Origin of the sequence: Weissella confusa, assembly GCF_004766315.1 — a bacterium.
Taxonomy (GTDB): Bacteria; Bacillota; Bacilli; order Lactobacillales; family Lactobacillaceae; genus Weissella; species Weissella confusa_A.
The window spans coordinates 1-23,942 of the sequence record NZ_PVSN01000005.1 but is presented as its reverse complement, the minus strand read 5'-3'; the positions used below and the strand labels follow the sequence as shown (position 1 = coordinate 23,942).

The window sequence follows — 23,942 nt, the reverse complement described above, 5'->3', positions numbered from 1 at the left end:
TGAAATGGAAGTTGGCCACATGACTGATACAAACGAACTCAAGAAAATTGCCGGTTATCGCGCAGCTGAATTTGTCGAAGACGGCATGGTTGTCGGTATCGGTTCTGGTTCTACCATCGCGTACGTTATTGAAGCCCTTGGCAAGCGCGTGGCGGAAGAAGGACTTAACATTGTTGGTGTCCCAACGTCAGACAAGACGCGTCGTACGGCAGCTAAGCTCGGCATTCCAATGTACAACGTTGATGACGTTGACCACATTGACCTAACGATTGACGGAGCTGACGAAATTGACCCTGAATTTGCTGCTATTAAGGGGGGCGGGGCCGCTTTGCTTTGGGAAAAAATCGTTGCCATTAACTCATCACGCAACATCTGGGTTGTTGATGAAGGTAAGCTTGCACCAAAGCTAACGCACTACTTGCCAGTTGAAGTCATCCCTTACGGATCTGACCAACTTTTCAAGCGTTTAGAAGCCAAGGGCTACAAGCCTTCATGGCGTCTTGATCAAAATGGTAATCCTGTTCGTACTGACTCAGCAAACTTCTTGATTGATTTGCACCCAACCGACATTACGGATCCATTCACGCTTGGTCGTGAATTGACTAGCATGGTTGGTGTTGTGGAACACGGACTATTCTTGAACATCGTTGATAAGGTTGTTGTCGGTCGCGACAACGGCGTTGAGATTTTTGATGCTCACCCACAGCCTTTGATTTAAAGAAAATGCAAAAGCCTCGCTAATGTGAGGCTTTTTTATTTGTTTTGAATATCAACTATGACACAATGGCCTTGGGAGGTTTTTGTTATGGTAACTATGTGGCAAGCATTTATTAACTTTTGGAAGGGCTACGTGAACTTCACGGGTCGTTCAACACGTGCCGAATTCTGGTGGATGCGACTTTGGTCAACAATCATCTTCTTTGTTTGGCTTATTCTATTCGTTATCGCCTTGGTATCTGACGCAAGCGTTGTTAACAAACTCGACAGCATCACAGGTAAATTTGACGCTGACAGCACTTTGTCATTTATCGGGTCACTCTTTTCAGCCCCATTCACAATCATCATTGTGATGATTGGTGTCTTGTTGGCTTTGGCCATGATTTTGCCAAACATTGCGCTAACGATTCGTCGTTACCGCGATGCTGGTACGGTAACTTGGGTCGCTTGGGTCGTCTGGGCACTTTCTTTGTTCTCAGGCAGCGAACGTATTTACAGCGATGGTTCATTTAAGATTGTCCTCATGATTGGCGGTATTTTTAGCCTAATTGGCTTCATTCTTTCCGTTTTGCCAAGCGATACGCTAACTGGCACTGGCTTTATCGGTCGTTCAAAAGATCAAAAACTTGTTTTTAAAGAAGACTTCAACGATTCATCAGATGACGAATTGTAATTAAAAAAGCAACCCCATAGCATTTGCTACGAGGTTGCTTTTTTGTATTGCATTATAGTTCTTCAAGATCCGACATCATTGTAAAGTTACGCATACGGGCTGCGTAGTACAAATACATGATGATTGTAAAGACGGCCGTGATACCTAGTAAGACACCAACCTGTGGCCATACTGACCCGCCGATCATAATCGACTCACGGAAACCATCAACCGTGTATGTCATCGGCAAGTATGGGTGTAACCACTTGAAGAAGCCACTCGTTAATTGAATTGGGTAGGTTCCTGCTGAACCACTCAATTGCAATACCAAGAAGACCACCGCCAAGAACGCACCCGGCTTGTCCAGCCAGAGATTCAACGCGGTTACAATGGCTCCGAACGTCAGCGACGTCATCACTGTCATACCGTATGTGGCCCATGGGTGAATTGGATCCAATCCCAACACCATTACCGCCAAGCCGTACACAATAGTTGCGGCCAAAACAGAATAGAAACCCAACACGCTCATCTTAGAAGCGAACCAACTTAGTTCTGATTCAGGCTTCTTACGGGGCTCTCCCATTCCCATCATCAGATTGAAAGCCAACATACCAACGTACAATCCAACCGACAACATGTACGGCGTCATACCTGTTCCATTATTTTTAACATGGTCCTTCTCAGTCTCAACAGCCTTCACTGGCGTTGCAACTTGGTTATACAAGGCCTTTGTGGCATGGAAATTGCTAGTTGCCTTGCCGACCTCACCAAGTTTCTCAGCCAGCGTCGTATTACCACCTTGAACTTGAACAAGGCCATCACCTAACGTCTTTGAGCCATCCGCTAATTCAGAAGACCCACTGCGAATTTGGTCAGCACCCGCAATCAAAGCCGGCACATTGCTCTTAACCGTTGTTAAACCGCCACTTAGTTGTTGTGACCCTGATAGCAACGTGGCTGAATTTTGATTTAACTCACCCAACCCAGCTGTCACTTGCTCTGAACCGTCAGTCAATTCAGTAATGGCCGCTGACGCCTCTCGTAGTTGGCCAATTCCGTTGGCTAAATCATTTTCAGCAACTGTTTGAATTTTGTCGTGCAATTGCGTCGCTGAATCCAACTTTTCTTGCGCCTTATCCAAAACTGGTTGCAACTTTGATTCAAGGTTATCGAAATCCGTTTGCAACGCCGTCAACTTTTGCGTCATTGCTGAATTTGATTGTTGTTGTTCAATTGTTTGGAGTACTAATTGTTTTTGACTGTCATCCAACTCATTCAAGCCATTAATAAGTTTCGTTAATTCTTGCTGATCATGCTTTTGTGCCTCGGCAAGAATTTTCTTTTGCGCCTTAATTTTCGCGATTACTTGCTTGGCATCATCTAGATGTTCTGGCGTCGGCATGCCAGCTAGCAATTCGTCGGCTTTCGTTCGAACATCTGCTAACGTCGCCTCCACATCAGCTAGGTCTTGGTCTACTGCCGCTGTCCCTAGCTTGTCATTAAGCTGCGTCAGACCATCGGACACTTCTTTGCTACCGTCATACGCCTGACTTACCCCGCTCGTGTATGTCTCAACACCACCGGTCAAAGCTGTCGCACCTTCAGACAATTGCGTGACACCTTCATCTAAGGTTTTTGTGCCATTTTCAAAAGTCGTCGCACCTTCAGTCAGCGTACCGAGATTCGTGGTAATCGTCTTATTACCATTTTCCAGTTCCAATGATCCATCTGCCAATGCTTTGTTAGCCTTAGCCGCATCGTTAACCCCGGCGCCGACCTTCTTAACAGCCTTCACCATTTGTTTAGCGTATGTCTCGGTCACTTCGCCGGCAACTTGCGCCACGATACCTTCAGCTGCTGTTTCAGCCATCTTTCCAGCAATAAAACTGTGGCCTGAGCTAATCTCATAATGCAACACCATCTTCTTTGGTTTAGCCTCTAGCAAGCTGGTAGCATTCTTCGAAAAGTCTTTTGGGATGGTAATTTTCATATAGTATTTACCATCTGCAACACCCTTATTAGCCTCTTTTTCATTCAGCACAGTAAAGTCCATGGCGTCAGATTTTTTCAATTCACTAGCCAAGTCTTTTCCAACCGCCATCTTCTGCTTGTTCACCGTTAAGGCTTTATCCTTATTCACAACCACAACCGGCAAATCGGAAACCTTCTGATATGGGTTCCACAACGAACTCAAGAAAACGACCGCATAAATTGACGGCAAGACCAGCAAACCAATCATGACGACAATATAGAATTTATGCTCTTTAAAATATCCCCACTCTGCTTTAAACATCTAGTCCTTACCTTTCAATCATTCTGCTGCACTTTATACTCCAGTAGAACAAATAAACGTTAACAACTAATGCCCTAAATTCAGAATCTTTTCGAAACAAAAAACAAGCGTCACCACTGCCCGTGATGACGCTTGTTCGCGTGATTACTTCAACTTTTCAAGTACTGATGTTGGCACGTCTGACTTTTGCACCCCTTCAGGTCCCTTTACCACACGCTTTTGGCTAATATCAGCCTTTACATATGCGTTTGGCGTCAATGGATCAGCATCTTCAATGCTGTAGTTCAAGACACGACGCTCCCCATTAGTCGTGATGAACGTCAACTTGTATGAGTATGACTTTGATCCGGCAATCTTTTCCCCAGAATCAGAAACCGTATCCTTCAATGGTGGCACTTGGGCAGGCACTTGCGTGTAAGCCGTCGTTGTCTTGTATGTGACGTTGTAGTATTCGTATCCCTTGTATAGGCCGAATACGACCAACACTGCTGCAATCAAACCGATAATCTTCTTCATGATTTCCACCTCTTAAAATATCTCAATCATTATCCGTATAGTACATAACCTCTTATACTATTTAAAGTATAATATCAGCTGTTGAATAACACAAGCAGAAAGTACCAACAAAAAACGGTATCACATCACTGCGATACCGTTCCCTGTCATTCGCCCTTGTTCAGTTGTCGTAACTGATTTGGCGTCTGACCGTATAATTCTTTAAACATTTTCATCGCTAACTTGGTGTTGCTAGCGCCGTGGCGGATAAAGATCGTTTTGATAACCTGATTCGTCGCGAGCACATCTTGATAGATGGCCTCCAAACGAACCTGATAAACATAGTTCACAAATGTCACCCCGACCCGTCGCTTGAAAATACGACTAAGATAATCAGGGTTGTAATGGAACTTTTCTGCGACCTCACTCAACGAGATTTTCGTTTGATACTGCTCGTGAATATACATAATCACGTCCTTCAAACGATCATCTTCCGTTAAGTCACCCGGTGTTAACGTCACAGCATAATTTGTAATCAAGTCATACAAGACTTGCATCAAGATGCTGCTAAATCGCAACCGGTAGCCAGCTTCTTTTCGCAAATAGATTTGGGTCATTTGCTGAAGCATGCTGACAATCTTGTCATACGTTTCATCATGCAAACTATGGTTCGTCCACAAATCAAATCGTAGCAATTCACTATTCGACCAATACTGGTTGAGATAATACACAGGAATTTGCAACACGAGTGCTTGATTTGCCAAATTGGTGGTCGAATGGAGAATCCCCGATCCAATCACAATGAACTCATTTTCATGTAACGTGACATCATGTTGCTCATATCGAAACGTTACTTCGCCGGTTAGGACGAGCACAATTTCAATATGCGTGTGCCAATGCAGTGGCTTAAATCCAAGCGGTTCATCGGATAAAAAGACGCGAACCCCAACATCTGAATTGTCTGCAACTATTTCGTGCTGTTGCGCTGCCTTTTCCATCACTGAACCCCTCAAAGTTTACGCGCCGACCCCCATCGGCTCTGCGAAATCTATAAGCTCAGTCTATCACATTCTTAATTCGCCTGGGGTTCTGACTTTCAGTCAGTTTTAGCCAATCTTCTTCCACAATGGCAAGCTCATGAAGTCGTAGTTTTCAGTCATCCAGCGACCGTTTTCAGTCACTTCAACGACGCGGCCATCCAAGATGTGCTCCCACTTACCAGCTGGCAAGTAGTAATCAACATCCCCTTCTTCCGTCATAACCGGTGCCACCAAAACGTCGCTACCAAGCATGTATTGGCGATCCAACGTTGCTGTGTTTTGATCTTCAGGGAACTCCAAGTACATTGGACGCATCAATGGGATACCAGCTTCAACTGATTCCTTAGCTTGTCCGTAGATGTATGGCATCATCTCCAACTTCAATTGCGTGAACTTACGCGTTACGTCAACGGCTTCTTCGTCAAACAACCAAGGCACACGGTACTCGATGTTACCGTGGTAACGTGAGTGACTTGAAAGCAAACCGAATTGCGTCCAACGCTTGTAGATTGATGGGCTCGCATTCTCTTCGAAACCACCGATATCGTGACTCCAGAATGTGTAACCTGATGACATCAAGCTCAAACCACCACGTAGGCTGTCAGCCATTGAGTGGAATTGGCTCAAGTTATCACCACCCCAGTGAACTGGGTATTGTTGACCACCGACCGTACCAGAGTGAGCAAAGACAACCGCTTCATCTTCACCCTTTTCTTGTTGCAGCAACTCAAATACAGCGTCGTTGTAACGATGCGTGTAGTAGTTGTGTTCACCTTCAGGATTGCCGCCGTTAAAGAATACGGCGTCGTGCATTGGAATTCGCTCACCGAAGTCCGTCTTGAAGCAGTCAACACCCATGTCCAACAAGTTCTTCAACAAACCTTGGTACCAAGCACGGGCTTCTGGGTTCGTGAAGTCAACCACGGCGTTACCTGGTTGCCACAAGTCCCATTGCCAAACACTGCCGTCAGTGTGCTTGATGAAGTAACCCTTTTCCTTACCAATCTTGAAGAGTGGTGACTTTTGTGAAATGTATGGGTTAATCCAAACGCAGACCTTCAAGCCCTTGTCGTGCAAACGCTTCAACAAACCAACTGGATCTGGGAATTGTTCCTTATCCCATTCCATGTTTGACTACTCGAAGCCCTTCATCCAGAAGCAATCGAAGTGGAATACTGAAACCGGAATATCACGCTCGAACATACCGTCGATGAAACTCATAACCGTCTCTTCTGAGTAGTCCGTCGTAAATGACGTTGATAGCCACAAACCGAATGTCCATTCTGGTGGCAAAACAGAACCACCCGTCAACTTGTTGTACTTTGAAATCACTGACTTTTGTGAATCACCTGCAATCACGTAGTACTCCAATGACTCACCACGCGTTGAGAAGCTGACACGATCAACCACTTCGCTGCCGACTTCAAAACTCGTTGGTTGGCTTTCGTTAACAAAGACACCATAGTAAACGCCAGCCTTACCCGTCATGTAGAACGGAATTGACTTGTAGCTTTGTTCTGAACCAGTACCACCATCCATGTTGATAGTGTCGATGCTTTGGCCGTTCTTGACGAAGGCCCCAAAACGCTCACCTAATCCGTAAACATTCGTACCTGGCAATAGGCTCAATTGCTCACGCATAAAGTGGTCAGTTGCTGTAACTGATCCTTGTGGGCCCAAGTTTTGCGCACCAGTAACCGTGTTGGCGTGCATCACTTGACCCAATTGCTTACCTGACAAATCATCGATTGACGCTTGCGCCTTGTATTCAGAACCCGTAATGCGCTTACCCTTGTAGTTGAAATCAATGTTGAACTTGTCGTGCATTGAGACAGCCAATTGCAAATCACCACTCGTCAACGTTGCAACAGAATCTGCAATTTCAATTGCTGGAGTCACGTTGTTGTTTTGCAACTCGTATAGTGGATTCTTGTCATCGCGATCGAAGTGCTTCAATTCAACACCGATAACATCTTCAGCTGGTGAGAACACCGTCATCGTCATTGCACCGACATCCAACATGTCACTGCGAGAGTTGATACGGTGGTAGGCTGAGTAAACACGCAAGGCATCACTTGCGTAGTTGTCATCATCCTTCTCTACGACCATTGCGTCAAAGGCTTCCAATGGTGAGTTAACAATGTACTCATCACGGTTTAGCCAGTATCCATTAGTAAACTTCATGTTTTTATTCCCCGTTTAATTATGTTTTAAATGCCTATCTGCTTAGGCTTCAGCTTCTGCAACTGCAGCAGCTTCACGTTCGTGCTTAGCCGTCAAATCTGCGACCATTTGTGGCTCAAGCTTGTCGATGTTGTTGAACAACAAGGCGATTGCTGAGGCAGCGTAACCGATAAATGGAATACAGATGAATCCCATGCGGATAGCGTCCAGTGCTGATGCGGTCTGCGTACCGTCAGCTGAAGCAGCATAACCACCAGCTGCCAAAACGGCGGCCAAGACCATACCACCGATTCCCATACCCAACTTGGCTGAGAATGAACTAAATGATGTTACGAACCCTTCGGCACGCACACCGTTCTTCCACTCACCGAAATCAACAGCGTCTGACAACATAACGGCGATCAAGGCACCCGTCAAACCGTAGCTGATGAAGTACAAGACAATACCAGTCAAGATAATGGCAACATTTCCGTTCATGATGTCCGCAAGGTAAAGTACCAATTGTGACAAAGCCGTTCCGACCATTCCAAGCAACATCGTGTTTCGCTTACCCAAACGACGGGCAACGAATGGCACCATCGCCGTTGAGGCCAACGTGATAACCGTTCCGGCCAAGACCAAACTTCCCAACGCTTCGTTGTGCAAAACGTACTTGAAGTAGTAAGGCAATGAACTTGAACGAACGGCAAATCCACCCCAGTAGATAAAGTTGATGAAGATGATGATGACCCATGGGTAGTTACCCTTCAAGGCCTTCACTGATTCGCGCATTGGAATTGAACGGTTAGAGTCCTTCGTGACCACTCGCTCACGAGTTCCAGCGAAGGCAACCAACAAGCAGGCTGCCGTGATAACACCCAAGATAACGGCCCAGATGAGCCAACCCGTTGCTGATGTTGATGGATCCTTAGCACCCTTATCAAAAATACCAGCGATAATTCCAACTGCCGGCAACGTCAATGGCAAGAAAATGGCTGCGCCCATGTTTCCGAAGAATTGACGAATTGTTGACAACGTCACACGCTCTTGTGGATTTGAAGTCAACGCTGGCAAGATTGATGTAACTGGAATGTTGATTCCTGAGTACAAAATCTTAGCGCCGATGTAGGCAATGTAAATCCAAACGACCTTACCAGTTTCTGATAGTGGTGGCGCCGTAAAGGCCATCACACAGAAGATGGCAAATGGAATTGCAAACCACAACCAGTAAGGACGTGACTTTCCCCACTTCGTATGTGTACGGTCGATGAATTATCCCCAAATCACCCCATCGATTGAATCAATAATTGCTGTAATCGCGAAAAGTCCCGTAACGGCTGCTGCAGCAACACCCAATGTGTCAGTACAGAAAACCAAGAAGTACGTTCCTACGATTTGAAAAATTGTGTTACACCCAAAGTCCGACATGGCGTATGAGACACGTTCGCCCCACCCCACTTGATTCGGCATCTTTTGTTCCATGACGATTACCCTCCGTTGTTCATGGTGACTACCTTAAGAATTTTTTGTAATGCAAACGCTTTCTGTAAACGGTTTCATTACCACGTGTTTGAGAATACAGGGATTAAATTCAGTCTACAAGGGCTCTTTGCCCAGAGGTCGTATTTATCCGGTCAAAAAGTCAAAATCGCCACCTAATTTGCAAGTGCAATTGTTTGACATTTACAAAAAAATAGCCAACCATTGCAGGTTGACTATCACCACGATTAATTTGTTACTAGTACGCGATCTGCAGAGGCCTGCTTGTCATACTTGTTATACATACCCGCCAAAGACATGAAGGCAAATAGGTACAACAAGTTATCGTAGTAACGGTAAACACCGTCACGCATTGGCATGTTCCAGAATAGATCCACGTAGTACTTTGACAACTCATTGTTTGGCGTTGCTAGTGTTGATTGCGCCATACCAGCCTTCAAGGCAACTGGGTGCTTCACGTACAACAGGCTTTGACCATCTTCAGTCTCCTTGTCGCCGACAATCGTGCCGTCAATCCAGTAAACCGGGATGTTTTCTTGTTCAATTTGACCCTTGTAGAATTCTTGCAACTTAACGACACGGTCAGTCAATTCGGCATCAACCTTCCCCGTCCACGCAGCATCCAACCCAACGTTCGCTGCCGTGCGGTATGCATCTGAGAAGAATGAACCGTGGCCACGGAAGTCATTTGGCGTACCATCGTAGTTCGCATATTCCGCTGACATCCCCGTTTCTGGGTTCATCGCCTTCTTCAAATATTCACGTGACGCATCAGCTGCGCGCTCAAAGAACGCACGGTCTTCTTCATTACCGTATTGTGCGTAAACCTCGTAGAAGTGAGGCAAGTGATATGACGGATCTGAAATGTCCATTTCTGCGACGAAACGAATGTACGTCGTCTCAGGATCGAACATGCCACGACCGCCTTCTTCTTCATCCTTGTGCACCATCTCGTGCAACAATGACTTCGCCTCAGCCGTGTAGTTAAAGATGCCTTCGCCGTCACCCCAACGGTTAGCAGCCATCAACAAAGCAGCCGCAAAGAATTCTTCACCGTCTGGGGCAGAACCTTCAGCGTTAGAAACACCTGAACGTTGGGCTGACCACTTGAAGAAGCCGTGCATTGGGCCGTCTGTGATCAACATGTACTTGTTCACCCATGCCCAGAACTTGTTGAACATGGCTTGGTCATCAAGTTGCAAAGCAATCATCATCCCGTATGACATTCCCTCAGTACGCACATCATCGTTACCAGTATCAGTAAAGTATGCCGTACCATCACCGTTGTCATAGTAGAACTTCGTCTCTTCATTTGTAAAAATCGTATCCAATACTTGTTGGAACTTTTCATCAATTTGTGCTTGTGTATAACCAAAGTCAGTAAACTTACTCATTTTTTATTTCTCCGTTTTCTTAATTACCAAAGCTGAGTATATGGTTCGTTTATGACCTAAATGTGGCTTAAACAAGAAAAGAAAGCGCTTTCATAAACCACAAAAAAAGCGATGCCACCCTCACCTAGGCAGCATCGCACGGCATTATTTAATTTTTTGGTTCTTCGGCAACGTCATGCTGAAGATGGTTCCGTGCGGTTGATTGTCCAGCACTTCGATGGTGCCACGGTGTCCTTGAACCACCCACTTGGCAATCGCAAGTCCCAATCCGTGACCACCTGTCGAACGAGAACGCGCCTTATCAACACGATAAAAGCGATCAAATAAACGTTGCTTATCGGCGTCCGGCACACCCTTACCAGTGTCAGAAACCTGCAACTTAATACTGCTGTTTGTCTGAGTCGCTGAAATCGTCACGTCAGCCCCTTCACCAGCGTACTTCTGGGCATTATCCGTCAAAATCACCAGCAATTGGCGCAAACGTTGGGCATCCCCGACAATTGGCAATGTCTCAGGCACGTCAACTCGTAGCGTTTGGCCCTTTTCTTCGGCCGTGAATTCGAAAATATCACCAACTTCGCGAGCCACCTTCGCCAAGTCCATGTCAGCAAACGCAAACAATGGCACATCAGCGTCGGCCTGCGATAGCGTCAACAAATCACCGGTCAAATTATTCAAGTGACGCACTTCAGTCAACGCATTAGCGACGTTTTCGACTTGGTCCATCACCGTATCATTTGGTCGCTCCAACATACGCTCCAAGTTATTTTGAATAACGGTCATCGGCGTCTTAAATTCGTGGGCCGCGTCGGCCACGAACGTTCGTTGCTGCGACCACGCACGCATAATCGGACGCATGTTGGCGCGCGTTAACGCAACCGCCATCAACAACAAGGCAATTTCAGACAACGCGAAAATCCAAACCAAACGATTCTGGAATGACTCAACAATCTCGTGCTCTGTCGTGACATCAACGAATGCCAATTGATCACCCTGACGGTTAAAGAAATACCAACTACCACGGTATGACTTAAGGTAGACCTTATCCTCATGTTTGATATTCAACGAATCTTTAAAAGTATCGACGTAATCAGTAATTTGAGAATTTTGGATTGTTGGTTGATCGTAACGATTTGAACGTGAATCAAACGCATGTGCTACGCGACTCTGGGCCGTGCCGTACATCACATTCCTAAATTGGCCAATTGTAAACGTCCCAATCAGTGAAAACACCATCGTAAAACCAACGACCATCAAGATCGTCATCTTAACTTGTTGTGACAACGAGGTGCGGATTCTCTGAAGCCACTTTGGCAGTTTAATTTTGCCAAAAAACGCCCGGACACGTGCTTCAAACCGTTCGTCCCAGCGTTGTTTGTTCTTTTCTACCATAAAGTCAGTCTTCCGTCAGCGCTGCGTTTAGCATATAGCCAACATTACGCAACGTCTTAATCGTGACTTGCGCATCCGCATTACGCAAGTTCTTACGAAGGTTTGACATGTACACTTCGACAACTGTCAAAGACGTATCAGAATCAAAGCCCCATAGGCGATCAAAAATTTGATCCTTCGTGACAATTTGACCCACGTGTTGCATCAAATAAACTAACAAACCAAACTCACGACCTTGCAAGTTCACTTCTTGGTCGTTAACCAAAACACGGTGTTGATCAATAAAGACTTGTACGTTCCCTACTTCAAGGGCACCGTCTTGACCAAGCACACCCGTGTGGCGCAACAACGTCTTCAAACGCGCCAACAATTCTTCCTTATAGAATGGCTTGGTGATGTATTCATCCGCACCCAAGTTGAAGCCTTGCATCTTATCTGACAGTTCACCCTTGGCCGTCAACATTAGGATTGGCAAGTTAGGAAACATATCCTTTGCCTTCTTCAAAATCGTAAAACCATCTTGACCCGGCAACATCACATCCAGCACAACGGCATCATAAACGCCTGACTCGATTTCAAACCAACCTTCATCCCCATCGTGCACTTGCGTTACTTCGCCTAATTCAGAAATCGTTTCACGGACAGTGTCATTCAATGCAAAATCATCTTCCACTACTAACAACTTAATTGTATTCCCTGCCATCTCAGTAACCTCACATATCCCCAAATGGGTTTCATTCATATCTCTTATAAATCTTTGTTGTTTTAAATAATAGTCAGCGAACCTTAAAATCGACATAGCGTAGCCTTGTCTGAACCTTAAATATTTAAGGTTCAGGTCCATTATAACCGTTCCGCGGACTATAGACTCATCTTTTGCCGCGCAAAAAAGCGCCATATGAAAAATATGGCGCTAATGTTTATTTAAATTCGCGACGCGCTTGCACGCGGGCAACGATAATTGATGACACAATTGCCAACGCAAGCAGACCGACAATCACAATCAACGAGACGGCGTTTGAGATTTCAAACTCCCAGCCGAACATCTTACCACCCTCATTAATCAACATCTTGGCACCAATGAACGCCAAGATAATCGCCAATGCGTACTTGATATAACGGAACATTGGCAATAGCTTTGATAAGGCAAAATACAATGAACGCAACCCCAAAATCGCAAAGATATTTGACGTGACGACGATGAACGTATCTCGTGTCACCGCCAATACGGCCGGAATTGAATCCACCGCAAATAGCAAATCAGAGGCTTCGATGAAAATCAGGGCAACCAAGAATTTCGTCACGTAATGACGGCCATCTTCTTTAATAATGAAGTGTGGCTCGGTGTAGTCATCCTTAATCGGCAAAATTTTACGTAGCGTCTTAATCAAACGACTATCATCCAAGTTCTGGTTGGCTTCTTTTTCAAAGAGCATTTTCAATCCGGTATACACCAAGAAAGCTCCGAAAATATACATTAACCAGTCGAAACGTTGTAGCAACGCAGCGCCACCCAAAATGAAGAGCACACGCATCACCAACGCCCCAAACACACCCCAGAACAAAACGCGGTGTTGGTACTTAGCCTCAATACCAAAGAAGCTAAAGACCAGAATAAAGATAAAGAGATTATCTACACTTAATGATTCTTCAAGCAGGTAGCCCGTTACAAAATCCAACGCGTGGTCACTACCGGCAAAATACCAGATACCACCCGCAAAAATAAATGCCAAGGCTACCCACATACCCGTCATCATCAATGACTTTTCGAATGTCGGTACCGTATTTTCTTTGTTAAAAATACCCAGATCAAGCGCTAGCATCACAATCACAAATGCAAAAAACGCCACCCAGATCCATAAACTAACTTCCATAGGTGAATCTTCTTTCTTGTTACGAGATATTCTCTATCTTACTCCAAATTTGTGCACTTTGTTTGACTAGCTTAGAAAATTACGTTTGTGGTGTGTGTCGAATAAAAAATGCGCAAAAAAAGACACCAGGTTCGCCGCCTAGTGTCTTCCGACCATACATCTCAAATTGCAATCTGCATGGCCGTCCGGTAGTTGCCTACCGGGCTAAATACAATTACGTATCGCCCTTGTTTCCTATACAAGGGCGATACGAATCGTTTGATTGCTATAATCTGACAAAACGTATCACCCCCTTTCCTAGATTGACTATTATTATAGACCCTCATTTTAGAAATTCAAGCGCAAAAGGTGATTACTTTTTTCGACGAATAATTAGCATTCCAAAGAAGGCCATACCACTTAATCCGGCCCACTTTAGCCAGGCGTTACCAGACTGTTCAGCCGCTGTTTTTGGCAATTCAACCGTGACCTTTTCAACCAAAGTTGGCGATGCAATTCCAGCCGTCTTCTTCAAGGCCACCGGTTCAATAGCGGGCGTTGGTGCCGTAACGATTGGCGCCACCTTGCGATTTACGACTGACTTAGGCGTCTCTGTCGGAACTAACACACGGTCCTTCACAGGTAATTCTGGCTCTGGCGTTTGTGTTGGTGTGTCAATTTGTGGTGTAACTGTTGATGGCGTTGGATTTTCAATCGGCGTGATAACATCTTGATCCGGTGTTTCCGTTTGTGGTGTATCCACTTCTGGCGTTGGCACATCAACCATTGGGTCTTCTGGGACTGCGACTCTTGGTTGTACCGGCACATTCGGTTCCTCTACAGTTGGCTCGCCTGGCACTTCAGGCTCATCATCCAACGGTACAGCAGGATCTTCTGGTTCTTCAACATCTTCTTCGAAAATATAATCTGGATCATCAACCGGCGATGCCACATAAACATAAACGACCGATGTTGTCTCGTTCGCTTTACCATAAACGCCACTTGCATTATCCGTTACACGTAATAGATGATAATCTTCTATTTCCTTGGCTGACGTTTCATACGGCGTACCTGGATTTGCAATCTTAACTTCAGTCGTTGCCAGCTCATGTCCACCTTCGTCAATATGGAACACTCGCAAACGCGCTTGTCCCTTAATATCAACGACATCTGGTGTTGTGGCTGCGCGGGCAATTTTGGTCGTATTCAATAATTCGCCAGTTGCATTGTAAGTTTTCAAGACACTCGTCACTGCATTAACGGCCGTGTTATCGGCGAAATGAATGTAGAACTGATGTCCGTGTGACCCCGTTCCTTCAGATGGGTTAGCCCCACCAGCGCGTGCGATATTGTCATCCAAAGCCTTCAAATCAGCAGCCGTCAATGTCCCGTCGGCGTCACGGCTTAACAAGAATTCACCAAATGTTTGATCGCCAAAATTATCAACACCCCAATCCGTGTAAGGATTTCCCATGTTATAGGCCATTGTATATGTCCCATCGGCATTCAAATGAATCGTATACGCACCGCGCCCAACTGACGCTAAGTCACGGACAATTTCCTCGTCAGATGTGCCCTCAGCGTATTCAATAAAGTTTTGCGCATCAATGGATTCAGTATTCATCTGAGTGACCGTCGCCGAAATCACGGTAGCTTGATATTTTCCGGCTGTATTTTTGTCGACAACATAATAAGTTGAATAACCAGCGGATGACGATGCAGACAACACAGTTCCTTGTTCAATTTGAACGTGTTGTAATTGAATCAAATCTTCCGTTGCAAAGGTGCCCGTTTCACGAATTTTAGCAGTTATATCCGCATCCCCGCGCAACAAGGCGTTCATGTAGCCATCATCTTGATAATAACTTCCCACACTCACCTGATCACTCTTCGTGAACAACTGTTGGGTTGCAACACCTGGGGCATCAACTTGGAAACGTGATTTAAATTCAAACGTCCCTTGAACCGTTGCATTCCCAAAAACAATCTTTGCCGTACCGATTTTTTCAGCCCAAATCTTGGCTTCCGGCAGTGGCGATGACGTTGAACCTGTAATCGCCAGATGCGAAGACACCTCACCGATTGGTGTTGTGGTGAAGGTAGTCTTCAACGTGCGCCCCGTTACCTCATAGCGTGCAAACGTTGCGCCGTCATTTTGCAGAACACCCGTCGCTTGCACCAAATTAAACGTTTGCTTATGCTGATCAGTTGCCGATACCATCTCGCCGTACAGCGGAATCGACAACGTATCACCTGATTGATATTGCCCATTGGCATTATGAATTTTCAGCCCAATCGCATACCCGTTCACAATTCGCGCATCAACCAACTGCACAAACTGCTTCCTGCTGGCAGCACTTTACCGTCAGCATTAACTGCGCCATTCACCGTTGTCATAACGGTTTGTGCAACACTCGTATCAGTAGACCAATCCCAATTTTGGGGACCACGGTCACCATTTTCATTGCTCATTACGCCGGTGTCGCCCATGACCATCGACGTCCCATTTTCGGCATCATCCGCTCGCACATCTGGTGCCATCCCCAACATTACCAAAGTCGCACCAGATACCAACAAGCGCTTCTTCAGACCAAAAACTGGGCGTTTATACAGCCCAACATTATCCCCCAACATAAATAAATCCCCTTCTCATTTTTCCTGTATTGTGGATTAAAACTATCCCACTTATTATACGTAAGTCGAAAAAGAAAAGCCATATACTAAAAAATGAGTTGGTGTATACCAATGTCACACCAACTCACTTATTTCCTATTTAATTTCTTGCGCCTCGTCCAATTGGTCACGCAATTTATGACGCTGAATCTTACCGCTCGCCGTGCGGGGGAAGTTATCCGTCACAAAGAATCGCGCTGGCACCTTATAGTGCGCCAAACGCTCACGACCAAACGTGCGTAGACTGGCAAAATCCATGGTTTCACCAGACTTAAATGACAAAAACGCCACAGGTACAGCACCCCAACGTTCATCTGGGATGCCGACAACTGAAATTTGATCAATTGCCGTCGCTTCACCATAGACAGATTCAATTTCATCTGGGAAGACATTTTCGCCACCCGATGAAATCATATCGCCTTCGCGACCTTCAACGTACAAAAAGCCATCGTCATCCAGCCAACCCATGTCACCAGTATCGAACCAGCCATCAACAAATGACTCGGCGTACTTATCAGGGCGATTCAAATACCCAACTGCCAAAGTTGGTGACTTAATTTGAATACGGCCAACTTGGTCAGCATCATTCGACTTTTGAATTCGAACTTCAACTGGGAATAGCGGCTTACCAGCTGAGCCCAGTTTCTTTGTTGCACTGGCCGCATCCAACGCAATCACTTGTGAAGCCGTCTCTGTCATACCGTATGATTGGACAATTTCAATGCCGGCTACAATCGCCTTTTCAAGCGTCGTCAAATCCGTTGGGCCACCGCCAAGTAGCATCGTGCGGAAACGTTCATGATACTTCGCACCCTCATGCAGTTGCGCCAATAATTGCTTCAGCATAACTGGCACCACCGAAATCGTCGTTACTTGACCAGCCATCAATTCGGCGTTGATTTTTTCAACATCAAATCGTTCGTACAAACTGACACCCATGCCGTAAATCAATGAACGCATCATAATTGAAAGCCCACTGATGTGGAAAATCGGCACCGCTGCTAGCCAAACATCATCCGGCGTTAACCCGAGATTCAAGGCAGAACCAACTGCTGAATAGAAGTGGTTACCAAAAGTCTGCATAACACCCTTTGGGTTACCCGTAGTACCTGACGTATACATAATTGACGTCACTTTATCTAAGTCGAAATCCGCAACTGGGTCAATAGCCTCCGCAGTTGTTGCCAAAACTTCAGCAAACGTAACTTGCTTGACTGATGGCAACTCACCCTTAAAACGATCGTCTTGAATAACCGTCGTAATGGCAGCATCGTCTAGTTGAAACGCCATCTCGCGCGGTGAAAGCCGGCGATTTAACAAGACAACCGTCTTATCAAGTTGTTGCACCGCCAAAATCATCAAATAACCCGTTAGATTATTAGGCGTAATCAAAGCGATGCGTTCATTATTATCAATGTGTTGCGTGATTTGGCCAGCAATTGTCAAAACGCGTTGACGCATTTCAGCAAAAGTTAGCGTTGTATCTTCAAAGCGCACTGCCATCCGATCTGGCGTCAGCATAGCGCGCTTTGTTAGCCAATTTTCCATTGCCATGTCCTTTCAACACAAAGCCCCACATCAGTCTTTTAGCGATGCGGGGCTCGTTTTTCTTTATGGGAACTTAGGAAATTGTGAGAAGTCTGGTTCGCGCTTTTCTAGGAACGCGTTCTTTCCTTCCTTACCTTCATCCGTCGTGTAGTACAACATCGTGGCGTCACCAGCGAATTGTTGCAAGCCAGCCAAACCATCAGTGTCAGCATTCATTGCTGCCTTGATGAAACGAATAGCAGTTGGTGACTTCTTCAAAATTTCGTTAGCCCACTCCATTGTGGCATCTTCGACTTCAGCCAAAGGTACAACGCGGTTAATCCAGTTCATGCTGTAAGCTTCTTCAGCCGTGTAGAACTTCGTCAAGAACCACACTTCCTTAGCACGCTTGTGTCCAATAACACGGGCCAAGTAACCTGAACCATAACCGGCATCAAATGAACCAACCTTAGGACCAGTTTGACCAAACATGGCGTTATCAGCTGCAATCGTCAAGTCAGCGACCAATTGCAAGATGTTTCCACCACCAACGGCCCATCCCTTAACCATCGCAATAACTGGCTTTGGAATAATACGAATCAAGTGTTGCAAGTCCAACACGTTCAAACGGGCAATGTGGTCAGGTCCAACATAACCACCGTTACCACGAACTGATTGATCACCACCAGATGAAAAGGCCTTGTCACCAGCACCCGTCAAAATGATGACGCCGATTGAAGCATCATCACGAGCGATTGAGAAGGCATCAATCATCTCTTGTACCATCACTGGCGTAAACGCGTTGTGACGAGCCGGGTTGTTCATTGTAACCTTCGCTACAGCATCTGAACGCTCAAACAAAATTTCTGAGTATTCCTTAATCGCTGTCCATTCTACAGTCATGTTAAGTCTCACTTTCTGGTTTCGATATTCTCTATCTCAAATATGTGCTTTTTAAATTATAGCTTTTTTCTACTAATTTGGCCAAAGACCCGTTAAACTTATATTTAACACTTTAACAATTTATACGATTTCTTGTTCGTCCTAGTTAAAGTTATAATCATATACAAAATAAATACATCCATATATAGGAGTTTTGAAGAAAAATGAATGCGATTGAATATTTAAACATTTCCGTTGAAAAGACGTCAGCCGAAGAAGTCATTCTAACCATGCCAATTCGCGATGAAATCAAGCAACCATACGGCATTGTGCACGGTGGCATGAACGCCTTGCTCGCCGAAACGGCCGGCAGCTTCGGCGCTAACGTCGGACTCGACAACACAAAGCAAGTACCCGTCGGATTAGATATCCACACACACCACGTCGCCCAAGCAACTGAAGGCACGTTGCGCGCCATCGCGACACCAATCCACGCCGGTCGCCAAATTCAAACTTGGCGCATCGACACTTACGTCACGGAAACAAACAAGCTAACCTCATCATCAACATTCACCGCGATGATTATTCCAGTTCGCAAGTAGGCTTTCCGTAGCAAAAGACGTATAATAACCAACAAAGAAAGAGAATGCATTGTCACTATCGGTCAAACCCAAGGAGATTTGTCATGAAGGCTTTGTTGATTATTGATTACACAAACGATTTCGTCGCACCAGAAGGACCACTAACCGCCGGCGAGTCAGCGCAAGCACTTGCACCTCGCCTGGTAGAATTGGCAGATGAATTTTTGGCTAATGGCGATGCCGTCATTTTGCCAACTGATTTGCACGTACCGAATGACCCTTATCACCCGGAAACAAAACTTTATCCAGCACACAACGTCGCCAACACACCTGGTCGTGAATACTACGGTGTCTTGGCGGATTGGTTTGCTGAACACAAGGATGATGATCACGTTTGGATTTATCCAAAAAATCGTTACAGCAGTTTTGCCAATACCGATTTGGATAACTACCTTCGTTCACGCGACATCAAGGACATTCATCTAACTGGTGTCGATACCGACATTTGCATTTTGCATACAGCGGTTGATGCGTACAACTTGAACTACAACATCACCGTTCACGCAGATGGCGTTGCAAGTTTCACACCAACCGGTCACCGCTGGGCACTTTGGCATTTTAAAAATGTGTTAGGTGCTACAGTTACACCGGACATTGATTACAATTTGGATTAATAACTAATAAAGACACGTTCCATTCGGAACGTGTCTTTATTTTGCTTTCCCCTCCCCTTCTATATAGAAGAAAAGAGTTTTTACTTAATGCCGTAGTGCGCTGCAGCGGCACCAAAATTGAATCGTTGGTATGTGACTGTCTTGAAACCAGTATCGGTCATCAAATCAGCCAACGCCTTAAATGACATAAATTCTTCTGTTGTCTTTTCGAGGTAATCGTATGAATCCTTATCGTGAGCAAACACCTTACCCATCATTGGCATAACACCCTTGAAGTACATCTTCCAGAAAGGCTTGATCACTGGATTGTCCGGTTGTGACGTTTCCAAAACAACCAATTCACCACCCGGCTTCAACACGCGGTACAACTCTTGCAGTCCCTTAGCTGTATCAGGCAAGTTACGTAGACCGAATCCAATCGTCACCAAGTCAAACGTATCATCTTCATAAGGCAACTCCATCGCGTTACCTTGTGTCAACGTCACCCAGTAACTAACGCCAGCTGCCACAACTTTTTCACGTGCAACTGCCAACATTTCTGGACTCAAGTCAAAACCAGTTACATGGCCTTTTTCACCAAGCTCCTTAGCCAAAGCAATCGTCCAATCACCAGTTCCAGCTGCCACGTCAAGGATTTGGCCGTTTTTTGGCACATCGATCGCAGCCATCGTCTTAGTACGCCAGCTACGGTGCGTTCCCAAACTAATAATGTCGTTCATCTTGTCGTAATCTTGTGCAAGACCATCAAAGATTCCTTGCACGCGTTGTGGCGCTTTGTTCATGTCATTACCCTCAATCGTAGTTGTTCCTTACATTATACAACTATTCATACGCAGACCACAGTCCAATCCAATATCAACGTTATACAAAGTCAGATGATACATCATTTGCATTATACAAAAAGCTTTAATCAAGTGAATTTATCAAACTCGTTTTAAGCGGTGTATCAAGCAGCGGTTGCCACGGCTCAATCGACACAATCGCCGCGTCATAATCTACTACAACCGGTATTTCATCTCCTATCGATTGCACACGTTGTTGAGCTAAATCATCACAACGCACCCAATCATAATCACGCAATCGATATAACCATTGTTCTGGTGGCAACATAAACATCGGTTTTAATTGACCATGTAAATAATCATGCGTACTTTCGATCAATTCAACCGGCCGTCCCTCCCCTCGCCCACTCACAGTTGGCACTACAATGACATGACGACCAACGTCGAACACATGAATCCCATTCCCACTTGAAAACGGACGACACCAAACGCGACGAATCCATCCCATCTGGATAATTGCCACCCCATATTCTGCACCGTTCCGACGACCAACCTTCGACCACGCCCAATGCCAGTATTCCTCCTGTCGACGCAACGCTTCATCAACCAGTAAAACAGGGTTATCTGCCCAAACGTGTGTGACACCATCACGAGGCAAGACACCATTTCCAAAGAAAACTGGCGTACCAGCTGAAGCATGTTGCACCGCATTCAATAACACTACCGTCTCAACACCAGCATCCAGCAGATTTTCAACAAACAACTGCCAATCCACGCGCCCCTGACGTAACTCCTCAAAATCTACAACTAATAATCGCATCTCAAATCCCCCTTGATCCGTTACGGCCAGTTTAGAGGAGAAAAACGCCGTTATCAAGGCATTTAAGACGCGTCTTTTATGCGATTTTGTCATCAAAAACATCTTAATTAATAGGGCTAACAAAAATCGCACGCGGAAAATCATTCCACGTGCGATTAGTTGTATACCTAACTATTAATACCGTTAATTAATTAACACAGCAGCTGTCGGTCTAAAACTTCCGACATTCCCAGTCTGCTTTATAAATTGCTTAGGCGACCCCACTTTTGACGATCTACATCTTCGGCAGCTTCCTCCGCAGCTTCTTCAGCTTGGTCAGCGTAGTACATTTCGGCCAAATAATCTTCAGCCGGCGCCTCAGTTTTAACAGATGCTTGGGCACCATTTTCAACTGCAAGCACATCGCCAAGCACCTCATACAACTTCACGATTTCATCGTGGGTCAACGTCAAACCTTTACCCATTTTGCTACCGTCAGGCGACCAAGTACGCAAGTCAAACTTAGGCGTATTGTCACCCCACTGCACAAAATTCAACTGCATTTCCCAACCACTTTTACTCGTTGAGAGAACGCCAAATTTTTCTAGGACATCATACTTCAAATCAGCCATTTTACCCTCACTTTTGCTTGTAACGCCTGTAACAGGCAGTTTTTGTAACGTTAATTGTATTATACAAAATCCAAGTCGTGCGCGATTGGCGTTTGCATAAGTCTTTTAACTGTCTCAAGCTCACGCGTCTGAGCCAATACCCACATCAACTTCGCCACAATCGCTTCCGTGTTCATATCACCGGCCGTAACACCACCAGTATCAGCCACTTTCTTACCAACTTCATAGAGGTAAATATCCTGACCCTCTTCCAAAATCTGTGTCGTGATAATCACCGGAATGTCCGCTGCAATCAACTTCTCAATCCCCGGAATTAAGTTGCGTCGTTCAAATGGCAAGCCACCATTTCCAAAACTCTCGATGATGACACCATGAACATGAGCAGCCAAATAATCAAAGATATCAACCGTCAATCCAGGAAAAGCCTTCAACACAAACACATTTGGATCCAATGAAATACTTGGCGTTAATACCGGTTCTTCTGGTTCCGGTTGATACAACGGCACCATGTTACCCTCAGACACACTGGCAATATATGGGTAGTTGATACTTTCAAAGGCATCGTAACTCTTTGACTTGGTCTTTACTGCACGCGTACCGGCCATCACTAAGCCATTAAAGACTAGATAGACACCCTGCAGGTCCGTTTGGCTGGCAAAGGTCAGCGCATCGTGCAAATTGCGCACAGCGTCCGTCTCAACCATCCCCAGCGGTACTTGCGACCCAGTTAACACAACCGGCTTATCAAACCCATAGAGGAGATATGAGAGACCTGCTGCCGTATATCCCATGGTATCTGTACCGTGGGTAATAATAAAGGCATCATAGTTGTCATGATGCTGTTGAATGCGCGTCGCCAAATCCAACCAGTCTTCTGGTTGCATGTTGGTTGAGTCCTTACTCATGACACTTTCAACCGATAGATTAACACCTGGGCGTCGTTCAAAATAACCAATCAACGTTTCAGCATCAAGACCGGGTGCCAAACCGTTTTCTGTTTTGGTCGACGCAATTGTGCCACCAGTTGTTAATACAAGGACGTCTTTCATTGACCTACCCTCCCCTACTTCACTTATTCATTCACTCATTATCGCACAGGTTATCCTGTCCGCCCAATTTATTTTCACATCAGCGCCATGCAAAAAGGGCGAGTCGCAACCAATGCAACTCGCCCTTTTATTTAACCCCGGATTATTCATCAAGACAAACAAAAAACCGCTGAAACAGCAAGTTAATACCGTTTCAGCGGGTTTTGCGCTTTCACCCGTTGGGTGAAAACCATAGGAGCTCTTTTTTATGATATTTTGTTAGTGGAAAACAAACCAAATACTCAAAAATTGGAGCGTCTAAAATTATGACTCAAAAAGTATTACCTAGCAACCATTTAGTTGCAGTTTCAGACAATGGGGCACCAATTACCTCGGATGGTGGCAACGTGCTGCTTAGTATTTTTCTGAATTCGCCTGTAATTTCCAGGCTCTTTAATAACGTTGAATTCAACGATAATCGCAAAAATCCACGCTATGCTAAGGTAGAATTGTTATTGCAAATGCTCATTCAAGTTATCGAAGGTTATCGCAACGACGACGTTGCAGATTACTTGACCCAAGATATCGAACATCGACTTGTTTATGCGCAAAACATGGCATCTCAACCAACTATTTCCAGATTTCTATCACATCTCACGAACGAAGACATTGATGAGCTACAAGAATTAAATCGTCGTATTGTCTCTTTAATTGATGAAAGATCAGCCAACACTGAACTGGTGCTAGATTTGGATTCAACCTACTTTGAGACCTTTGGTCATCAAGAAAAAATTGGTTTTAATTATCACTACTTGAACGTCGGTTACCATCCGCTTATCATGACCGATGCTTTAACTGGAACCGT

General features: G+C 45.3%; 20 protein-coding genes and 2 pseudogenes. 5 read left to right on the top strand and 17 right to left on the bottom strand.

Translation table 11 applies throughout. The features are described 5' to 3' along the window. Window positions 1-19: 19 nt before the first annotated feature. Together rpiA and C6P11_RS00735 are read left to right on the top strand one after the other, a co-directional pair. Window positions 20-718: a ribose-5-phosphate isomerase RpiA gene (gene rpiA, locus C6P11_RS00740; protein WP_004560149.1), complete on the top strand. Its 699-nt coding sequence runs from the start codon at window positions 20-22 to the stop codon at window positions 716-718. Between the two features lie 87 nt (window positions 719-805). Beyond that, window positions 806-1,390 (top strand): DUF805 domain-containing protein, encoded by a 585-nt coding sequence (locus C6P11_RS00735; RefSeq protein ID WP_167849502.1) that lies wholly within the window; start codon window positions 806-808, stop codon window positions 1,388-1,390. A 52-nt stretch (window positions 1,391-1,442) separates the two neighbouring features. Here the strand turns inward: C6P11_RS00735 and C6P11_RS00730 are convergent, their stop codons facing one another. The 13 genes and pseudogenes from C6P11_RS00730 to menB all read right to left on the bottom strand — a co-directional run bounded on the left by C6P11_RS00730 (window position 1,443) and on the right by menB (window position 18,602). Further along, window positions 1,443-3,662, bottom strand: coding sequence for a YhgE/Pip domain-containing protein (locus C6P11_RS00730; protein ID WP_135517981.1), 2,220 nt, complete (start codon window positions 3,660-3,662; stop codon window positions 1,443-1,445). Between the two features lie 144 nt (window positions 3,663-3,806). Further along, window positions 3,807-4,178, bottom strand: a complete 372-nt coding sequence (locus C6P11_RS00725; RefSeq protein WP_135517980.1) for a YxeA family protein — start codon at window positions 4,176-4,178, stop codon at window positions 3,807-3,809. A gap of 146 nt (window positions 4,179-4,324) precedes the next feature. Further along, window positions 4,325-5,155, bottom strand: coding sequence for a helix-turn-helix transcriptional regulator (locus C6P11_RS00720; RefSeq protein ID WP_135517979.1), 831 nt, complete (start codon window positions 5,153-5,155; stop codon window positions 4,325-4,327). 108 nt (window positions 5,156-5,263) lie between these two features. Next, window positions 5,264-7,381: pseudogene (gene yicI, locus C6P11_RS00715) on the bottom strand (alpha-xylosidase). A gap of 42 nt (window positions 7,382-7,423) precedes the next feature. Next, window positions 7,424-8,842, bottom strand: a pseudogene (locus C6P11_RS00710) (glycoside-pentoside-hexuronide (GPH):cation symporter). A gap of 245 nt (window positions 8,843-9,087) precedes the next feature. Continuing rightward, window positions 9,088-10,254, bottom strand: a complete 1,167-nt coding sequence (locus tag C6P11_RS00705) for a glycosyl hydrolase family 8 (RefSeq protein WP_112464318.1) — start codon at window positions 10,252-10,254, stop codon at window positions 9,088-9,090. Between the two features lie 144 nt (window positions 10,255-10,398). Beyond that, on the bottom strand, window positions 10,399-11,646 hold the full coding sequence (locus C6P11_RS00700) for a sensor histidine kinase (RefSeq protein WP_135517978.1): 1,248 nt from the start codon (window positions 11,644-11,646) through the stop codon (window positions 10,399-10,401). A 4-nt stretch (window positions 11,647-11,650) separates the two neighbouring features. Further along, a complete protein-coding gene (locus C6P11_RS00695) occupies window positions 11,651-12,349 on the bottom strand; it encodes a response regulator transcription factor (protein ID WP_135517977.1) in 699 nt (232 codons plus the stop codon). A 217-nt stretch (window positions 12,350-12,566) separates the two neighbouring features. Next, complete coding sequence (locus tag C6P11_RS00690; protein WP_135517976.1) at window positions 12,567-13,520, bottom strand: TerC family protein; 954 nt, start codon at window positions 13,518-13,520, stop codon at window positions 12,567-12,569. A 352-nt stretch (window positions 13,521-13,872) separates the two neighbouring features. Further along, window positions 13,873-15,834, bottom strand: coding sequence for a MucBP domain-containing protein (locus C6P11_RS00685; protein WP_135517975.1), 1,962 nt, complete (start codon window positions 15,832-15,834; stop codon window positions 13,873-13,875). Further along, window positions 15,807-16,133, bottom strand: a complete 327-nt coding sequence (locus tag C6P11_RS00680) for a hypothetical protein (RefSeq protein WP_135517974.1) — start codon at window positions 16,131-16,133, stop codon at window positions 15,807-15,809. Before C6P11_RS00680 ends, C6P11_RS00685 begins: the two co-directional genes overlap by 28 nt. A 135-nt stretch (window positions 16,134-16,268) precedes the next feature. After that, complete coding sequence (locus tag C6P11_RS00675; protein WP_135517973.1) at window positions 16,269-17,720, bottom strand: o-succinylbenzoate--CoA ligase; 1,452 nt, start codon at window positions 17,718-17,720, stop codon at window positions 16,269-16,271. A gap of 63 nt (window positions 17,721-17,783) precedes the next feature. Continuing rightward, a complete protein-coding gene (gene menB, locus C6P11_RS00670; RefSeq protein ID WP_135517972.1) occupies window positions 17,784-18,602 on the bottom strand; it encodes a 1,4-dihydroxy-2-naphthoyl-CoA synthase in 819 nt (272 codons plus the stop codon). Between the two features lie 203 nt (window positions 18,603-18,805). On the opposite strand from menB, the gene C6P11_RS00665 reads away from it, so the two are divergent. Both C6P11_RS00665 and C6P11_RS00660 read left to right on the top strand, forming a co-directional pair. After that, complete coding sequence (locus C6P11_RS00665; protein WP_135517971.1) at window positions 18,806-19,183, top strand: PaaI family thioesterase; 378 nt, start codon at window positions 18,806-18,808, stop codon at window positions 19,181-19,183. Window positions 19,184-19,266: 83 nt separating this feature from the next. Beyond that, window positions 19,267-19,836: a cysteine hydrolase family protein gene (locus C6P11_RS00660; protein WP_135517970.1), complete on the top strand. Its 570-nt coding sequence runs from the start codon at window positions 19,267-19,269 to the stop codon at window positions 19,834-19,836. Window positions 19,837-19,916: 80 nt separating this feature from the next. On the opposite strand, the gene C6P11_RS00655 is transcribed toward C6P11_RS00660, so the two are convergent. The 4 genes from C6P11_RS00655 to C6P11_RS00640 all read right to left on the bottom strand — a co-directional run bounded on the left by C6P11_RS00655 (window position 19,917) and on the right by C6P11_RS00640 (window position 23,098). Beyond that, window positions 19,917-20,618 carry a demethylmenaquinone methyltransferase gene (locus C6P11_RS00655; RefSeq protein WP_135517969.1) on the bottom strand — a complete coding sequence of 234 codons (702 nt, stop codon included), beginning with the start codon at window positions 20,616-20,618 and terminating at the stop codon, window positions 19,917-19,919. A 124-nt stretch (window positions 20,619-20,742) separates the two neighbouring features. Beyond that, window positions 20,743-21,438, bottom strand: a complete 696-nt coding sequence (locus C6P11_RS00650) for a hypothetical protein (RefSeq protein WP_135517968.1) — start codon at window positions 21,436-21,438, stop codon at window positions 20,743-20,745. Window positions 21,439-21,677: 239 nt separating this feature from the next. Continuing rightward, the gene (locus tag C6P11_RS00645) at window positions 21,678-22,049 is read right to left on the bottom strand and encodes a YdbC family protein (protein WP_135517967.1); all 372 of its coding nucleotides are present in this window, start codon (window positions 22,047-22,049) and stop codon (window positions 21,678-21,680) included. A 59-nt stretch (window positions 22,050-22,108) separates the two neighbouring features. Beyond that, window positions 22,109-23,098 (bottom strand): asparaginase, encoded by a 990-nt coding sequence (locus tag C6P11_RS00640; RefSeq protein WP_135517966.1) that lies wholly within the window; start codon window positions 23,096-23,098, stop codon window positions 22,109-22,111. Between the two features lie 305 nt (window positions 23,099-23,403). Between C6P11_RS00640 and C6P11_RS00635 the strand changes: the two genes are divergently transcribed. Continuing rightward, on the top strand, window positions 23,404-23,942 hold a 539-nt coding region (locus tag C6P11_RS00635), incomplete at its 3' end, for a transposase (RefSeq protein WP_210114206.1).

What these genes read in the sequence shown, in the direction of transcription:
- C6P11_RS00645 (WP_135517967.1), bottom strand. Translation starts at nt 22,049, where the DNA reads ATGGCTGATTTGAAGTATGATGTCCTAGAAAAATTTGGCGTTCTCTCA.
- C6P11_RS00660 (WP_135517970.1), top strand. Translation starts at nt 19,267, where the DNA reads ATGAAGGCTTTGTTGATTATTGATTACACAAACGATTTCGTCGCACCA.
- C6P11_RS00675 (WP_135517973.1), bottom strand. Translation starts at nt 17,720, where the DNA reads ATGGAAAATTGGCTAACAAAGCGCGCTATGCTGACGCCAGATCGGATG.
- C6P11_RS00680 (WP_135517974.1), bottom strand. Translation starts at nt 16,133, where the DNA reads ATGTTGGGGGATAATGTTGGGCTGTATAAACGCCCAGTTTTTGGTCTG.
- C6P11_RS00690 (WP_135517976.1), bottom strand. Translation starts at nt 13,520, where the DNA reads ATGGAAGTTAGTTTATGGATCTGGGTGGCGTTTTTTGCATTTGTGATT.
- rpiA (WP_004560149.1), top strand. Translation starts at nt 20, where the DNA reads ATGACTGATACAAACGAACTCAAGAAAATTGCCGGTTATCGCGCAGCT.
- C6P11_RS00720 (WP_135517979.1), bottom strand. Translation starts at nt 5,155, where the DNA reads ATGGAAAAGGCAGCGCAACAGCACGAAATAGTTGCAGACAATTCAGAT.
- C6P11_RS00725 (WP_135517980.1), bottom strand. Translation starts at nt 4,178, where the DNA reads ATGAAGAAGATTATCGGTTTGATTGCAGCAGTGTTGGTCGTATTCGGC.
- C6P11_RS00735 (WP_167849502.1), top strand. Translation starts at nt 806, where the DNA reads ATGGTAACTATGTGGCAAGCATTTATTAACTTTTGGAAGGGCTACGTG.
- C6P11_RS00665 (WP_135517971.1), top strand. Translation starts at nt 18,806, where the DNA reads ATGAATGCGATTGAATATTTAAACATTTCCGTTGAAAAGACGTCAGCC.
- C6P11_RS00730 (WP_135517981.1), bottom strand. Translation starts at nt 3,662, where the DNA reads ATGTTTAAAGCAGAGTGGGGATATTTTAAAGAGCATAAATTCTATATT.
- C6P11_RS00705 (WP_112464318.1), bottom strand. Translation starts at nt 10,254, where the DNA reads ATGAGTAAGTTTACTGACTTTGGTTATACACAAGCACAAATTGATGAA.
- C6P11_RS00655 (WP_135517969.1), bottom strand. Translation starts at nt 20,618, where the DNA reads ATGAACAAAGCGCCACAACGCGTGCAAGGAATCTTTGATGGTCTTGCA.
- C6P11_RS00695 (WP_135517977.1), bottom strand. Translation starts at nt 12,349, where the DNA reads ATGGCAGGGAATACAATTAAGTTGTTAGTAGTGGAAGATGATTTTGCA.
- C6P11_RS00700 (WP_135517978.1), bottom strand. Translation starts at nt 11,646, where the DNA reads ATGGTAGAAAAGAACAAACAACGCTGGGACGAACGGTTTGAAGCACGT.
- menB (WP_135517972.1), bottom strand. Translation starts at nt 18,602, where the DNA reads ATGACTGTAGAATGGACAGCGATTAAGGAATACTCAGAAATTTTGTTT.
- C6P11_RS00650 (WP_135517968.1), bottom strand. Translation starts at nt 21,438, where the DNA reads ATGCGATTATTAGTTGTAGATTTTGAGGAGTTACGTCAGGGGCGCGTG.
- C6P11_RS00640 (WP_135517966.1), bottom strand. Translation starts at nt 23,098, where the DNA reads ATGAAAGACGTCCTTGTATTAACAACTGGTGGCACAATTGCGTCGACC.